Consider the following 16,538-nt stretch of genomic DNA (forward strand, 5'->3'; position numbering starts at 1 on the left):
CCACAGTTTCGATTTTCCAAAACCAGCGAATGTGCCGTTGCTGAGAGGCCGGATTTGTTTCCAAGGTTTGGGCGACGCAGAAGGGAGCGCGCTCGATGAAGTCACGCACAAAAGCCGTTGTCATTGGTGGGGGGATCGCCGGGTGTTCAACACTGTATCATCTGACACAGGAAGGCTGGACTGACGTTGTTCTGGTCGAGCGGAACGAACTGACATCTGGGACGACGTGGCACTCGGCGGCCCAAGTCACCAATTTCGGAATGAACCAGACGATGGTCGGGCTGAAATCCCATTCGATCCGTCTTTACAAGGAACTGGCCGAGGATCCTGATTACCCGATCAATTATCACCACGGCGATGGCGGTATTCGGTTGGCTAACACCGAGGCGCAGATGCAGGGTTACCGCCACTTTGCGTCGATGGCGCGCGGAATGGGTGTGCATTTCGAGGTAATCGACGCCGAGGAATGCGCTCGGCGTCACCCGCTGATTTCCACCAATAACCTGATTGGAGGGCTGTGGGACCCGATGGATGGTGACATAGACCCGGCCCAATTGTGTCAGGCGTTGGCGCGGCGTGCGCGCAAAGCTGGCGCAGAGGTCTATCGCAACACTCCGGTTACCGGCTTGATCCAGCATGACGACGACACCTGGACGGTTCAGACCGGGCATGGGGATATCGACTGCGACGTTGTCGTCAATGCCGGCGGTTACCGCGTCAATGAAATAGGCGCGATGATGGGGGTCCACCATCCGGTCTCGTCGATGGAACATCAGTACTTTCTAACCGAAGAAATTCCCGCCATTCGAGATGCCGATCATCGTATGCCTCTGCTCAGGTGTCCGATCAGCGACTACTATTGTCGGCAGGAAAAGAACGGGTTGCTGGTCGGTTTCTATGAACAGGACTGCAAGACCTGGGGTATGGACGGGATCGATCCGAACTTCGTCAACGCCTTGTGCCCTGACGACCTGGATCGGGTGACAGACGTGCTGGAGGGTGCTTTTGAACGGATGCCTGCGCTGATGGAAGTTGGCATTCACACCGTTGTTAATGGGCCAATTACCTACACAATCGATGGGGCGCCTTTGGTGGGCCCTATCCCCGGCAAGCGAAACGCATTCTGCATTATCGGATTGCGCGCCGGTCTGGGTGAAGGGGGAGGGCACGGATGGCTGCTGGCTCAGCAGATCGTGCATGGGGAGGCCTGTTACGACACGTGGTGCCTTGATCCCAGGCGTTTCACAGGACACGCCAACGTAGAGCTGACAGCGTTGAAGGCCATTGAGGACTACCAGAATGAGTTTCGGTTCCACTTTCCTCACGAACACCGCCCGGCTGGGCGCCCGGCCAAGACGACGCCACTGACGCCGATATTCGCCGCAGCAGGGGCTGAATTTACAGTGATCAACGGGTGGGAGCGCGTCGATTACATTAAACCTCACCCAGACTTTTCGCCTACCTTGGGCTTCGATTTTGACGAAACATTCGATGTCGTGGCGTCCGAAGTACAAAATATTCAATCGAATGTTGGTTTGGCAGAGGTTAACGGGTTTAACCGGATCGAGATTACAGGTCAGGATCGCCACTCGTTCTTGGATCGCATGTTCTGCGGAACGGTGACCAAACGTGACGGTCGGGTAGGGCTTGGCTACCTTTTGAACCATCGCGGCATGGTCAAGTCAGAGGCAACTGTCGCCAACCTGCCTGCCAGCGACCGGGGCCCATCGCGAGTCTGGTACGGGTCCGCAGCTGCCAGCGAATATCACGACATGGATTGGTTGGCGCAGCATTTGAGGCCGGGTGAAGATGTTCAGCTTCGGAGCCTGACCAACGATCAGACGATCCTCGTCCTTGCTGGCCCAAATGCACGCAGAGTGTTGTCGTCCTGTGCGCGGGGAGATTGGTCTGCAGAAGCGTTTCCGTGGCTCAGTGCGCGGGAGTATTTCGTCGGAATTGCACCGGCAACCGTGATGAGCGTCAGTTTTTCTGGCGAGCTGGCCTATGAAATTCACGTTCCAAACGCGTCACTTTATGCGGCTTACTTGGCGCTTGAGGAGGCGGGCAGGGCGTTCGGCCTTCGTCTGTTTGGCGCCAGAGCGGTAGAGTCCATGAGAATGGAGAAGGGATTCCTGCATTGGAAGGCGGATTTGATAACCGAATACGACCCCTTTGAAACGGGTTTGGATCGGTTCGTGCACCTTGAAAAGGGCGATTTTGTGGGACGCACAGCGCTGCAGAAACGGCGTCTGAGCGAGCCCCGAAGGCAGTTGATCACGCTACATGTGGATACTGAGCGGGCGCCTGCGCATCCAGGTGCATCAGTGACAGACGGCAACGATGTCGTTGGAACGGTGACATCCGGTGATTGGGGGCATCGAACCGGGATTAACCTGGCCAACGCATTTGTCGAAAAAACCTACGGTATGGAAGGCAAAAGACTGGAGATCGACTTGTGCGGCGAAATGATTGCAGCAACGGTTATTTCCTCTTCGCCCTATGATCCGAAGATGAAAAGGGTGCGAAGTTAGCTCGTCGACTGCTTATGATTCCGACATCAGTGTGCAGAATTTTGTGGTCAAAAACCTGAGTTCGGCACTGGAAAACCAAGTTTTGCATTGCCGTAGAGCGGTTTCTCTGTTTCGCTTTTTTCGAAAGAGTGGAAACAGTGGGGACCACGCCATTGCAAAAATCTCTGAGCTTACGTTGGCTGGAAGTATTCCAGTTGATCGCCAAGTCCGGGTCCGTTCAAAGGGTGGCCGCTGAAACGGGCTTGTCCATCAGCACCGTTTCAAACCACTTGCGTAGTCTGGAAACTGCGCTGGGCGTCGAATTGGTTGACCATGGTCGTCGCCCAATGGGTTTGACACCGGCCGGTGAAGTGTTTTCCAGGTACGTGCGAGAAGGCCTCACTGTGCTAAAGCGCGGCGAGGCGGAAATTCGCTCTGGCAACTGGCAGCATGCGACTGTTCTGCGGCTGGCTTTGATCGACGATTTCGACAATCAAGTAGCGCCTGAGCTGTTTAGATTTCTTGCCCACGCGTTGCCGAGATGCAATTTTCGCCACTTCACTCGCCCCAGCCATGAAATCATTACCAAGTTGCAGGAACACAAACTGGACGCAGGTGTGGCGACCCAGCCAGTCGGCAGAACCGATGGCTTGGTCGAGTATCCCTTGTTGCGTGACCCTTTCATTGTGATCCTTCCAAAAAGCTTCGAAGGGACGGTTGAGGATGTTCTGTCCCCCGGCGCCGAGTTGCCATTTCTGAGATATTCAAGGGACTACACTATCGGCAAGCAGATCGAGATCCAGCTGACCCGTAGCAAATTTAGTTTGCCAAACAGGTTTGAACTGGAATGCAATCAGTCAATTGTAGGGTTGGTGGCAGAAGGCAGTGGTTGGGCGATTACAACAGCTGCGAGCTTCCGGCGTGCAGAACGATTTCACGGCAGCGTCAATGCGCGGCCCTTTCCCGGGCGAAACTTTGTTCGAACTGTTTCGCTATTCACCACCGACGTGTATCCGATCTCCACATCCCTGCTCATTCACAAAGTGCTAAGAAATTTGATAAAGCAGAACTTCTGCGACCCGATATGCAAGAAATACCGTTGGCTCGAAAACGATTTCCGGACACTGCAGAATGATTTCGAGTGATACGATCCTTAAAATCAAATTCACGCATTTCCAAACTATAGAATAGCCATTCCGTCTTTTTCGAATTCTTTGCCGTGTTTCTTGACCGGTTCGGATTTGCCGCGCTGATTGTCAGCCATGCATATTTGGCGATGATTGGATCAACCTGAGAGGTGATGAGTAACTGGTATGGCGATCACTTACCTAAAACAGGCGAAACCGCCCCCAGTTTCCGAGAGCGCCGACATTCGGGACACCGTTGCTATTATGCTCGCAAATATTGAGCGTGACGGCGAAGACGCGGTGCGTGCTTACTCGGAAAAGCTGGATGGATGGTCTGGCGAGATTGTTTTGCCTGATGAGGCACGCCAAACCGCCTGCGATCGGGTTCCTGAGGACCTCAAACGGGATATCCGTTTCGCCCATGCAAATATTCGTCACTTTGCCGAGGCTCAAATGGCAACGGTTTCGGACTGCGAGATCGAAATTATCCCTGGAATGTTCGCAGGCCAAAAGCAAATCCCCGTGCGCAGCGCGGGATGTTACGTTCCGGGTGGCAGGTACAGCCATGTCGCGAGCGCTTTAATGACAATTACAACGGCTAAAGTTGCTGGGGTTCCCCACATCACCTCCGTATCTCCACCGCGTGACGGACAGGGGATTCCTGACGCCATCATTTATGCGATGGACTTAGCCGGAGCAGATGTGATCCTGAACCTGGGCGGTGTACAGGGGATCGCTGCAATGGCGGGTGGTCTTTTCGGTACAAAGCCAGCCGATATCCTTGTAGGGCCGGGGAATTCGTTCGTGGCCGAAGCCAAGAGAATGCTTTTCGGCAAGGTCGGAATTGATATGTTCGCCGGTCCTACCGATTCACTGGTCATAGCCGACCAGACATCTTCCGTAGAAACGGTTGCTTGGGATCTGGTCAGTCAAGCGGAACATGGGGCTGACAGCCCCGTCTGGTTGGTAAGCACCGATCGTGATGTTGCGATGGGAGTTATTGCGCGCATTCCTGAACTGATTGACAGCTTGCCCGAGCCCAATGCCACTGCGGCACGAATTGCATGGCGTGACAAAGGGGAAGTCATCCTGTGCCATACACGTGAAGAAGCCGCGCAAGTCGCCGACCAATATGCGCCGGAACACCTTCAGGTTCTGGCCGATGACTTGGATTGGTGGCTAAGACGACTGAGAGTTTACGGGTCACTCTTTCTGGGCAAAGAAACGACAGTGTCATTTGGCGACAAGATATCCGGCCCAAATCACGTCTTGCCGACCAGTGGAGCGGCCAGGTACACGGGCGGGCTGTCAGTTCACAAGTTCATAAAAACAGTAACCTGGCAGAGGTGCGATAGCACTGCCTCGCAGGAACTGGCGGCCAGAGCGGCTCGGATCAGCAGGTCGGAGGGGATGGAAGGCCACGCGCGAGCGGCGGAAATGCGCATGGATAGATCTGAAAAAGACCTTCCGAAAGTGGTGTCTCAAAGTTGAAGCAATTGTTTGGGTTGCTGCTTGGTGCCTGGACAAAAGGTCGTGCCGTCTAATTCTTCAGGTCTCTTCAAAGCCACATTCTGTTTTCTTCATCCTCCGAGTCGTGCCACATTAAAGGCGCCAACCATGCCTGGATCGCAGCAATGTCGGAACCCGAACTCAAAGGTTGGAACCATATGCCGGAGGTGCCGCTAAGGGTCTCTCCGCTGTTTAGCTGGCCATTGAAGCCTGTTGAGATCGTGCGCTGGGTTTGGGGCTCATGGCTGCTTATTTCTGAGAAACTGATCATTCTCGGTATCTCTTGCGCCTGCTATTTTTGGTTTAGCCCTTCGTTGGCAGAAACCAAAACGTTCGAGATCGGCTGGATCGCTCAAATCTATGTTCGGAACTTTCTGCTGATCTTCTTTTTAGCCGGAGTTCTTCACTTATGGTTCTACAAATACTCCGCTCAGGGAAATCGGCTAAAATTTGATCCTCGCCCACTGATGGTGAAGGGTAAGCAATTCACTCTTGGCGGCCAGGTTCGCGATAATATGCTGTGGACGCTCGGTTCAGGGGTGTTTTTCTGGACAGCTTACGAAGCGCTGATGTTCTGGTCGATGGCCAACGGCATTGTTCCATCCATCACTTGGGCAGCGAACCCGATCTGGTTTGTAGCGATCTTTCTTCTGATACCACTTTGGGAGAGCTTCTATTTCTACTGGATCCACCGGCTGATCCACTTGCCGTTCTTGTACAAGCATATTCATTCGGTACATCACCGTAACATAAACGTCGGCCCGTGGTCTGGACTATCAATGCATCCTGCGGAACACGCGATTTATCTGGGGTCTGTTCTGATACACTTTTTGGCCGGAGCGCACCCGCTGCACATCATTTTTCACCTGCAATACTATACTTTGACGGCAGTCACGACACATACAGGCTTCGAAGAATTGGTGGTCAAAGATAAAAACCGGCTGGCGCTTGGAACGTTTCATCACCAGATGCATCATCGTTACTTTGAGTGCAATTACGGCTCTCTTGAAATGCCGTGGGACAAGTGGTTCGGGTCGTTCCACGACGGAACTGCGGAGGCCAACGAACGTATGCAAGAGCGTCGTAAGTCGATCTTAAACAAGTAACCGGGTCTTCGGACTTTCATTTAATCCTTCCCCCACTGAACTGGTCCCCAAAACAAAAATCTTTACGGAAGGCGTGATAACGCTCCTTTGGTGTCGAAGTGCTTAGGGAACATTGCGCTCAAAAAGCGAAATACAATTTTTATGGCTTCGGCACGGTCAAATGAATCCGGGTGGAGCAGGTAGTCAGTCCACATTCCTTCCAACATTGCCAAGGTGCCATGGGTAGCGTCACGGGCGACCTGCGATGGTTGGTCGATTTCAGCTTCCTTCGCAATGCGCGCGAAGGCGTTGTAGACCATATTCCGCAGTTTTGCGTCACGCGTGTCTGAAAATGCTGCAATTGTCGCCCTGTTCCGGGCTTCTCCGCGGAATGCGTACCAGATCGACACGCTTTTCTTATTGAGAATGTCTTCACCCAGATCGCCCCGCACGATCATTTCGATATGCTCTTGACCAGTTTGTCCGGTCGTTTCCAGCAAATCGTAAATGCCATTGTAGTACTGCTCAGACGAGTACCGGGCAGCCTCGTCGACAAGGTTATCTTTGCCGCCAAAATGAAGGTGAATCATCCCCCGGGATAACTCTGCTCGCTGAATGATCTCGCTAACCGAAGTTTCCGAAATCCCTTTTTCAGCAACTGAATCGAGTACCGCTTCGATAAGAGACAAGCGGTTTCGCTCTCGTATTTGTTGGCGTTTTCCTGTCATTTCAACCAGCAGTTCTATTTGTTTTCAGTCGTTTAACTTGCGTTCTGGCGGGTTTTGACGAATTGGCCAGCTCCGCCTCTGAAAATATCAGTTGACACAGCTTGCCATAAAATTCCAGATTTAAATGGACGATTGTCCATTTTGTGATGGCGGTCGCCACGCCACCGAAAGCAAAGTTCAGCAGGGAAGCATGGCCGGAGTCTTAAGAAGTGAAACGGGCAAAGGCCTGGCGCTGAGTGCGCCTGCGACGCTGTATGTCGGCCTGCTAGTTGCCGTGCCGCTTTGCATTCTGGTCGCCTACAGTTTCTGGACCCAGACATATGTCGAGGTCGACCGCACACTGACCTGGGCGAACTATCAGGAGGCGTTTACGGACCCCCTGGTTCGCCACCTGATGATCCGATCAGTTGCGATTGCGGGTGCGGTGACTATGGCCACGGTGTGTCTTGCGTATCCGATTGCCTATTTCATCGCGTTTCGGACGCAGAAGAAGACGCTGTGGCTGTTACTGATTACCATTCCATTCTGGAGCAGCTACCTGCTGCGAGTCTTTAGCTGGAAGCTGATTTTAGGGTTCAACGGAGTGATGAACTCAGCCCTGATTTCGATGGGGATGATTCAGGAGCCGCTGACCTTTCTGCTCTACAACGAATTCGCCGTTGTGTTGACGCTTGCGCACGCTTGGGCACCGTTTGCGATCCTGCCGATCTACGTGTCCTTGCAAAAGATCGACCGAAGCCTGCTTGAGGCAGCGACCGATCTCGGCTGCAGTAAGCTTGAGCGGTTTATTCGCGTAACCCTGCCATTGACCGTACCGGGCATCATCGCTGCCAGCCTGATTATCTTTATCCCGACCGTTGGCGACTATGTCACGCCAGCATTGGTCGGCGGCTCTCAGGGCAAGATGGTCGCCAACCTGATCCAGGTACAGTTTGGTGCTGCCAATAATTGGCCTTTGGGCGCAACCTTGTCTCTGCTGGCCATGCTTTGGGTGGGATGTGTCGCGATTTTGTTCGTGGTTGTTGTGACTGCACTGGGCCGGAGGATCAGATGACAAAGGCCATTCGGATCCCCTGGTTGCTGGTCTACGCGGTCGCCTATCTGGTGTTTCTCTACTTGCCGGTTTTGCTGCTGCCGCTGTTTTCGTTCAACGACGGAACTATCGTGGCCTTTCCGCTAAAGGGGTTCACGCTGAAATGGTACGCACAACTCGGTCAGCAGGATACGTTGCTGCAGGCAATGGTGAACTCTCTGATCGTTGGCAGCGTCACGGCCTTAATGGCAACCTCGCTGGGCCTGTTCGCCGCACGCGCCTACGTTCGCTATCGGTTCAAAGGGCGCGAGGTGTCCGAAGGGCTGGTCATGCTCCCGCTGGTCATTCCAGGTATCATCGTCGCCAGTTCAATGCTGGTTTTGTTTATCAGCATCGGGCTGAAGCCCTCGCTGACAACCGTGATCCTTGGCCATGTGTTCGTGGCGCTGCCCTTTTCCGTCTCGATCATGAAATCCGCTTTTGACGATTTCGACCAATCGCTGGAGGAAGCGGCATTTGATCTGGGCGAAAGCGTCATCGGGACATTCCGGCGTGTCACTCTGCCTATTGTGGCACCTGGGATCGTCGCCAGCCTTCTGGTCACGTTCACCGTGTCCTTCGACGAATTTGTTCTGGCCTTCTTCCTGTCCGGCAACAGCCCAACGCTGCCTGTCTATATCTGGAGCCAGATCCGCTTCCCGGCAAAACTGCCCAACACGCTCGCGCTGGGGTCACTGCTTTTGCTGTCCTCCGTCCTGCTGCTGCTGATTGCCGAGTATTTCCGCCGCCGTTCCACCCAATCCTCGGATTGAAGCCAAAGGAAACGAAAAAGATGAGCGAACAGAACATCATCGAAATTCAGGGCGTGGAAAAACGCTTTGGGACCTTCGTAGCTGTGTCCGACCTGAACCTCAGCTTGAAAGAGGGTGAGTTCTTTTCGCTGCTCGGGCCGTCCGGTTGTGGAAAGACAACGGCCTTGCGCATCATCGCGGGTTTCCAGGATCACGAAGAGGGTGAAATCCGGATTGACGGGCGCACGATGGGCGATGTGCCGGCAAACAAGCGCCCCACCAACATGGTATTTCAAAGCTACGCGATCTTTCCGCATCTGAATGTTGGCGACAACGTCGGGTTTGGTCTGCGGAAGACCAAGCTGTCGCAGAAAGAGATCAAGGAACGCATTGCTGAAGCTCTGGATATGGTGGAACTCAGCGGATTACAGGATCGCAAGGCCAATGAGCTGTCGGGCGGGCAGCGGCAGCGCGTGGCTCTGGCCCGCGCGCTCGTCATGCGTCCGAAGGTGCTGTTATTGGATGAACCCCTGTCCGCTCTCGACAAGAACCTGCGCGAAGCGATGCAGTTGGAAATGCGCCGTCTTCAACAAAAACTTGGTATTACCTTCGTCATGGTTACGCACGACCAATATGAGGCGATGACTATGTCAGACCGCATTGGTGTGATGTTTGCCGGTCAGCTAAAGCAGGTCGACAAGCCCGAGGTTCTGTATTCCCAGCCCTGTAACCGCGAGGTTGCATCCTTTATCGGCGGAATGAACTTCCTGAATGCCGAAGTCATATCCGACAATCCCGACACAATTGACGTTGATGTTCAGGGGTTCGGGAAACTGTCGATTGGGGTGAATCCCAACGTTCCGGTACATGACAAAAAACTGCTGGTCGGAATTCGACCCGAACAGTTGGAAATCGCGGCGGAGAAGCCGGATGGGTACGACGCCTATGTCCAGGGTCAGGTGTCGGACGTCGCCTTTTATGGTGAGAGCGTCCACTACTATGTCCGCATAGACGGTCTGGCGGACAGTATCTCGGTCGCCGTCCCAAACTACTTTCACACGGTCGATCACAGCCGCGGCGACACCGTCTGGCTGGGCGTTCAGAACGCCTCGGTGATTGATCTGGGTAAACGTGAATCATGAATTTGTGGGAGGAAAGAAATGAATAAAGCAACACCATTTATGGCGGCAGTGATCGCCACCTTTACGGCAAGCCATGCGCTTGCGAATGCGGCCGACCTGACTGTTTTCGACTGGTCTGGTTACGAGGATCAAGGGTTTTACGGCGATTACGTCGAAAAACACGGCGGTCCGCCCAGCTATACCTATTTCGGCAGCGTGGAAGAGGCGTTTACCAAGCTGCAGTCCGGTTTCGAAGCGGATCTGGCTCATCCCTGCACCGACGCCCTGAGAAAATGGGTTGCGGCGGATCTGATCAAGCCGATCGACACCAGCAAGCTGGAGAATTGGGACAAGCTGATGCCCAAGATCAAAGAGGTCGATGGCATCACGATTGATGGCCAGACCTATATGGTGCCATTTGAGTGGGGCAACACCGGCCTGATTTATCGAACCGACATGATCTCGGCAGATGATGTCTCGTTGCAAATGCTGGCGGATCCAGCACATCAGGGCAAAGTTGCAGTTCCGGATGCCGCATCCAGCGCGTTTGCGATGGCCGCTCTGGCAACCGGGGCTTCCAGCTATACGGATATGAGCGACGAAGAATTCCAGAAGGCCGCTGATTACCTGCGCGCGATCCATCCAAATGTGCGCTTCTACTGGTCGGACGCCGGTCAGCTCGACCAGGCAATCGCCAGCGGTGAGGTGACACTGGGCTGGGGCTGGAACCAGTCCGAACTGAACCTGATCTGGAACGAAACGCCAGCGGTCATGATGCGGGACGTGGACAAGGGAATTGCCACATGGGTTTGTGGGTACGTGCATCTGAAATCTGCCAAGCAGTCGGATGAGCAGGTCTACGACATGCTGAATGCACTGAGTTCAGCCGCAAGTGGCAAATACATCATCGAAAGCTGGGGTTACGCCCATGCCAACGAGGATGCGTTCGCACAGGCAGATCCAGAGCTGATCGAAACTTATGGCTTTGCGGATGTGGACAGCTTCTTTGACGGCAGCTTGTTCTTCGATGCGGTGAACCCCGAGCTTGAAGCCAAGATGCTGAAGGAGTTCGAGCGCATCAAGGCGGGCTTCTAAGTACATCAATCAAAAAAGGCGGGAATGCGTGGGTTGAAATAGCCCTCTCGTTCCCAACGACCAATTCCAATTTTTCTGGAGGATGCGCGGCAATGTCAGGCGCTGACGGATACTCTGTTCTCTTCGAACCTGTGAAAATTGGGCCTGTTACGGCCCGAAACCGGTTCTATCAGGTGCCGCACTGTAACGGCATGGGGCATTTGCGGCCTCAGGCCGAAGCCGCGATGCGGGCGATAAAAGCCGAGGGCGGTTGGGCCGTCGTATCAAATCAAGAAACCGAGATTCATCCCACTTCCGACTTATCCCCCTTTGCCGAGAACCGGCTCTGGGACGAGCGGGACATTCCGGCACTGCGCCTGATGACAGAGGCGGTTCATGCAAAAGGATCGCTGGCAGCCATAGAGTTGGCGCACAATGGCCATCATGCCCAAAACCACCTAAGCCGCGCGCCATTGTTGGCCCCTTCGGAACTGGCCCTGCAAACTGCATACCCAAAGCAGGCCAGAGCGATGGACAAGACGGATATTCGCGAGTTCCGCAAGTGGCACCGCGCCGCCGCGCGGCGCTCACGCGAGGCTGGCTTTGACATTGTGTATGTCTATGCCGGGCATCACATGACGTTATCGCATCATTTTCTGTTGCCTCAGTTCAATGACCGAACCGATGAATATGGCGGCTCGTTGGAGAACCGGGTGCGGCTTACCCGGGAGCTTTTGGAAGAAACCAAAGAAGAAGTCGGAGACGATTGCGCCGTGGCCCTGCGGTTCGCGGTTGATGAAATGTTGGGTTCGGACGGGATGCAGGCACAGGAGGAAGGCCGCGCAGTTGTCGAATTGCTGGCGGAAATTCCTGATCTTTGGGACGTAAACGTTGCCGATTGGAGCAACGACTCGGCAACGACCCGCTTTGAACCGCGCGACGGGTTCCAGACCGCGTATATAGAGTTCGTCAAACAGGTCACCACCAAGCCAGTAGTGGGCGTGGGACGTTTTACTTCACCGGATTTGATGGTCTCTCTGGTCAGAAAGGGTGTGCTTGATTTTATCGGCGCGGCCAGACCATCGATTGCGGACCCGTTTTTGCCTAACAAAATCAAAGACGGTCGCATCGAGGAAATTCGAGAGTGTATCGGCTGTAACATCTGCGTCTCATCCGACTCTTTGGGTATTCCAATTCGGTGCACGCAGAACCCGACGATGGGCGAGGAATGGCGTCGTGGCTGGCACCCCGAGATCATCGAAAGCCGCAAGAAAGAAGACTCTGCCCTTGTTGTCGGCGGCGGGCCCGCTGGTTTGGAATGTGCCATGCAATTGGCACGTCGGGGATACGAAGTGACACTTGCCGAAGCTGGCCCTGATCTGGGCGGGCGCGTTGCTCAGGAATCCGGTCTGACGGGGTTATCTGCCTGGAAGCGGGTTGCCGATCATAGAATCTATGACCTGCAACAGCGTGGCAACGTTCAGCTGTTTACCGATAGCAGACTGTCGGCCAACGAAGTTGTTGAGTTGGGTGTGCCAAATGTCTTTCTGGCAACCGGCGCCAGATGGAGGCGGGACGGTCGCGGAAAGTCTGCCTTTGGTGGCATCACGTTGGAAGAGGGCACAAAAGTTTTGACTCCGGACGACATTATGTCGGGTTCATTACCCGAAGGTGGTCCGGTCATGGTTTACGATGATGACCAGGCTTACCTTGGCGGAGTTCTGGCAGATCACTTGGCCCAGGCCGGTCGGGAAGTCCTGTTTGTGACGCCTGCTTCCATGGTTTCACCGTTCACTGAACTGACCCTGGAACAAACCCGAGTACAGCGCAGCCTTCTGGAAAAAGGCGTTCGATTGATCCTGTCTCACACCTTGGCCAGCGCAGGATCCGGCCGAGCGAAGGTGCAGTGCGCGTACACGAGCCAAACTCAAGTCATTGAGTGCGCCTCGGTACTATTGGTGACGCAACGAATGCGAGAGACCGCACTCTATGATGAGCTTCGTGGCCTGACCGAAAGTCCGCTGACGAAACTGGAGTTAATCGGCGATGCTGCAAACCCCGGCTTGATCGCTGACGCGGTTTATTCTGGTCACATGGCCGCTCGGAATTTCGAACGTGATGCAGTCGAAATCGACCGCGAATTGTTCCGTCGGGAACTCATTTCCCTTGAAACTGTATGAGGTGCGCCGTGCCCAAAGATGACTTGCAAGTGATGCGCGACTTGATGGAAGCGCAGCGTGAAGGGTTCGCGTTGCCACGCCATTTCTATACGTCTCAGGCAGTTTATGAGAATGATATTCGTAAGTTCTGGAACCGGAACTGGATCTGGGTCGGACATGAAAGCCAAATCGCTGAACCGGGCGACTATTTCCTGTTCGATTATGGCCCTGAGTCTGTGATTGTCGTGCGTGATCGCGAAGGCGAAGTTCGTGCACATTTGAACGTTTGCCGCCACCGGGGATCTCGTGTTTGCCTTGAACGGAAAGGCAAGGCGCGAACCTTCATCTGCCCCTATCACGCCTGGACCTTTGACCTGAACGGCAAGCTTCGAAACGGGCGGTCCATGGGTGCGGATTTTGACCCCGGTGAATACGGCCTGTTCCCGGTTCAGGTTAAGATCTTTCAGGGCCTGATATTCATTTGCGTTTCGGAAGACGCTCCACCGCTCGACGTGGCGCTGAACAAACTAGCGCCGCTGTCAAAGCCGTTCGAGTTTGAAAACCTGAGGGTTGCACATGAGGCGTCGTATCCTGTTCCGGCGAACTGGAAACTGGCGCTGGAAAACTATTTGGAATGCTATCACTGCGCACCGTCCCATCAGGATTATTCGCGCAGCCATTCCCTGAAAGATCCTGCGCAGGTTCTGGAGTTCAGCGGGGCACTGCACGAACGGATGGAGGCAGTTGGCCTTCCGCTGGAAGAACTGGATCTGACCGGTGACAACGCTGTTGCGCCCGGTGCCGATGTCTACTGGCGGCGTTACCCGCTGTTCCCTGGTTATATGACTGGCAGCCGGGATGGCTCTCCTCTGGCGGCGCCTCTCGGTGAGTTGAGCGATCATGATGGTGGGGCCACGGATCTGGGGATCGGTACGCTGAACTACTTCCTCGTCTACGCTGATCATATGGTCGGATACCGGTTTGTACCGCGAGATTTGCAGGAGACGGATATTCAGATCGTCTGGTATGTGCGCGGGGATGCTGAAGAGGGGCGCGACTATGACAAGGATGCCCTGACGTGGCTCTGGCATGTCACATCGCTCGATGACGAGAGGATCATCCGGCACAATCAGGAAGGCGTGAATTCCCATCGTTTCGTACCGGGACCGCTGTCTGAAATGGAGTGGAGCCTTCCTGGCTTCTATCGCAATTACTTCAGCATGATCTGACACGCTGAAAATTCGGAGAACGAACATGACAGAGTTAACTCAGCGCAGAACAAGGCGGCGCGGGGGCGGACGTGAAGCGCGGGCAGCGGTGCGGACCAGCAACGCGGCCTCGAAGGCAATCTGGCCAGGTATTCCGGGTGGACGATACAAGCCTCTATCTGACGCGGACATGGCACGCATTCACGAAGCCGCGCTTAGCATTCTGGAACGCACGGGCATCGGAGACCCCACGCAGGAGGTCCTTGATCTCGTGCTACCCAAAGGGGCGATATTGAATGAACATGGCAGGCTTTGTTTTCCCCGGGCGTTGATGGAGGACCTGTTGGCCAAAGCGGCCAGCGAGTTCTATGTGCACGCGCGCGGATCGCGCGCAGGCAAGGATGATATGCACTGCACCAAGGACAAGGTGTATTACGCAAATTCCGGTACAGCTGTAACCACACTCGACGCGCAAACCCGTAGCTACAGGCCGTCAACGCTCAAGGACATCTACGATTTCACCCGTCTGGTTGACCGGCTCGACAACATTCATATGACCGGAGATACAGTTCTGGCGACGGATGTACCGCAGGATTATGAGCATGATATGAGCATGCTCTACGCCATTCTGGCGGGCAGTGAGAAACCGTCCTGCCTGACTTTCCGAACCCGTGAGCACATTCAGGACGCGATCCAAATATTTGATCTCGCGTCAGGTGGCGAGGGTAAGTTCCTTGAAAAGCCGTCTGTCATCTTTGGCGGCTGTCCTATTGTTTCACCGCTCAGGTTCGGGCGGGAAAACCTGGAAATCCTGATCGATACTGCAAAGCTCGGGCTTGTTTGCGACCTCGCCGTACCACCGCAGGCTGGTGCGACGTCACCTGCGCCGTTGGCCGGAACATTGGCACAGGCGGTGGCCGAGACCCTTTCATGTGTAGCGATCGCAAACCTGATCAATCCCGGCACGCCCGTCGTCTTCGCCGCGTGGCCCTTTATCACCGATTTGCGCACCGGGTCGTTTACAGGCGGAAGTGGTGAACAGGCACTGATTTCAGCGGCCGCCATTCAGATGGGCAATTTCTACAATCTGCCGACCAGCGTCGGGTGCGGCATGACGGATTCCAAAATCCCCGATGCGCAATACGGGTTGGAAAAGGCACTTACCTACGCGTTAGCCGCTCATGCCGGGGCCAATCGGCTCTGCGAATTCGGTGGGATGGTTGGAAGCCTGATGGGGTGTAGTTTTGAATCGATGGTCATCGACAATGAAGCAGCTGGCATGATCTCTCGAACGCTTCGCGGTATCGAGGTCAGCGACGAGACTCTGTCGGTTGACGTGATCCATGATTGCGCGATCGATCCCGGGCATTTCCTCGGCAACGCGCAGACGCTGCAATTCATGGAAACGGAGTATGTCTACCCGACGCTCATGGATCGGGAGTTGACCGACACTTGGGAAAAGGCTGGACGGCAGGACATGTTTGAACGGAGCCGTGTAATCGTGGACGACATTTTGTCCAACCACTACCCGAACTATTTTGGCAGCAAGCTGGACGAAGAAGTTCGCTCCAGATTTCCGATCAAATTACTACCAGAAGCGATGCGTCCAATGTGAGTGCGGCATTCCGGGTTCGGTACAGGCATTGCTGGCCGAAGATCGTGACCCAATGCCAGCGGAACAGGCTGATACGGCGGTATTCTATTCCATTTCCAACTGTCAGGCCGGTCTGGCCAGCATTTCGTTTGGCAACTCGCTGATCAAACAAGTGGCCTCGGATCTGGCAGCCGAGCTGTCGGGGCTGAAGACTTTCGTCACCTTGTCGCCCATTCCGGGTCTGACCAAGTGGCTGTCTCAGGAGGGCTATGAATGGGATATCGAAAAGCCTGATCAGGTTAAGGCTCTGGCGGCGCATTACCTGCTGAACGCCAAGGGTAGGGACAACATGCCCTTTGATCCAGTGGCTCGGTTTGACTTGGGTAACGGCGCGCTGGTTCATGCGGTTCATGCCGACGCAGACACATCTGAAAATGGCCGGGCGCAGTTCGGTGGCACCATGGTCAACTATCTGTATGATCTTGCCCGTGTCGGTCAGAACCACGAACAGTTTGCCACCACACGTGAGGTGATTTCCTCACCCGAGATCAAATCCATTGCGGCTTCTGCAACTCTTACCACGACACAAGAAAGGTAAC

At 54.6% G+C, this 16,538-nt stretch carries 12 protein-coding genes and 1 pseudogene; 12 read left to right on the plus strand and 1 reads right to left on the minus strand.

Annotation, left to right across the window (positions count from 1 at the left end):
- Positions 1-95 precede the first annotated feature (95 nt).
- The 4 genes from AC2TCY_RS07520 to AC2TCY_RS07535 all read left to right on the plus strand — a co-directional run bounded on the left by AC2TCY_RS07520 (position 96) and on the right by AC2TCY_RS07535 (position 6,252).
- A complete protein-coding gene (locus tag AC2TCY_RS07520) occupies positions 96-2,531 on the plus strand; it encodes a GcvT family protein (protein WP_480846558.1) in 2,436 nt (811 codons plus the stop codon).
- A 137-nt stretch (positions 2,532-2,668) separates the two neighbouring features.
- The gene (locus tag AC2TCY_RS07525; RefSeq protein WP_480846559.1) at positions 2,669-3,655 is read left to right on the plus strand and encodes a LysR family transcriptional regulator; all 987 of its coding nucleotides are present in this window, start codon (positions 2,669-2,671) and stop codon (positions 3,653-3,655) included.
- A 168-nt stretch (positions 3,656-3,823) separates the two neighbouring features.
- Entirely contained in the window at positions 3,824-5,128 is a 1,305-nt protein-coding gene (gene hisD, locus AC2TCY_RS07530) for a histidinol dehydrogenase (protein WP_480846560.1), read from the plus strand.
- A 143-nt stretch (positions 5,129-5,271) separates the two neighbouring features.
- Positions 5,272-6,252, plus strand: a complete 981-nt coding sequence (locus AC2TCY_RS07535) for a sterol desaturase family protein (RefSeq protein ID WP_480846561.1) — start codon at positions 5,272-5,274, stop codon at positions 6,250-6,252.
- Positions 6,253-6,314: 62 nt separating this feature from the next.
- Here AC2TCY_RS07535 and AC2TCY_RS07540 read toward each other — a convergent pair whose 3' ends face one another.
- Positions 6,315-6,959: a TetR family transcriptional regulator C-terminal domain-containing protein gene (locus tag AC2TCY_RS07540; RefSeq protein ID WP_480846562.1), complete on the minus strand. Its 645-nt coding sequence runs from the start codon at positions 6,957-6,959 to the stop codon at positions 6,315-6,317.
- A 190-nt stretch (positions 6,960-7,149) separates the two neighbouring features.
- On the opposite strand from AC2TCY_RS07540, the gene AC2TCY_RS07545 reads away from it, so the two are divergent.
- From AC2TCY_RS07545 to AC2TCY_RS07580, 8 genes and pseudogenes are all read left to right on the plus strand, one after another.
- Entirely contained in the window at positions 7,150-8,013 is an 864-nt protein-coding gene (locus AC2TCY_RS07545) for an ABC transporter permease (RefSeq protein WP_480846563.1), read from the plus strand.
- Positions 8,010-8,804: an ABC transporter permease gene (locus AC2TCY_RS07550; protein ID WP_480846564.1), complete on the plus strand. Its 795-nt coding sequence runs from the start codon at positions 8,010-8,012 to the stop codon at positions 8,802-8,804. The genes AC2TCY_RS07545 and AC2TCY_RS07550 overlap by 4 nt, the downstream gene beginning before the upstream one ends.
- Positions 8,805-8,824: 20 nt before the next feature.
- The gene (locus tag AC2TCY_RS07555; protein WP_480846566.1) at positions 8,825-9,925 is read left to right on the plus strand and encodes an ABC transporter ATP-binding protein; all 1,101 of its coding nucleotides are present in this window, start codon (positions 8,825-8,827) and stop codon (positions 9,923-9,925) included.
- Positions 9,926-9,943: 18 nt separating this feature from the next.
- Complete coding sequence (locus AC2TCY_RS07560) at positions 9,944-10,999, plus strand: ABC transporter substrate-binding protein (protein WP_480846568.1); 1,056 nt, start codon at positions 9,944-9,946, stop codon at positions 10,997-10,999.
- Positions 11,000-11,091: 92 nt separating this feature from the next.
- On the plus strand, positions 11,092-13,158 hold the full coding sequence (locus AC2TCY_RS07565) for an FAD-dependent oxidoreductase (protein WP_480846569.1): 2,067 nt from the start codon (positions 11,092-11,094) through the stop codon (positions 13,156-13,158).
- An 8-nt stretch (positions 13,159-13,166) separates the two neighbouring features.
- The gene (locus AC2TCY_RS07570; protein WP_480846571.1) at positions 13,167-14,366 is read left to right on the plus strand and encodes an aromatic ring-hydroxylating oxygenase subunit alpha; all 1,200 of its coding nucleotides are present in this window, start codon (positions 13,167-13,169) and stop codon (positions 14,364-14,366) included.
- Positions 14,367-14,391: 25 nt separating this feature from the next.
- Positions 14,392-15,960: a trimethylamine methyltransferase family protein gene (locus AC2TCY_RS07575; protein ID WP_480846572.1), complete on the plus strand. Its 1,569-nt coding sequence runs from the start codon at positions 14,392-14,394 to the stop codon at positions 15,958-15,960.
- Between the two features lie 4 nt (positions 15,961-15,964).
- Positions 15,965-16,537 (plus strand): annotated as a pseudogene (locus AC2TCY_RS07580) (malonyl-CoA decarboxylase domain-containing protein); the annotation flags it as partial.
- Position 16,538 lies beyond the last annotated feature (1 nt).

It is taken from the genome of Ruegeria sp. HKCCD7181, assembly GCF_057221055.1.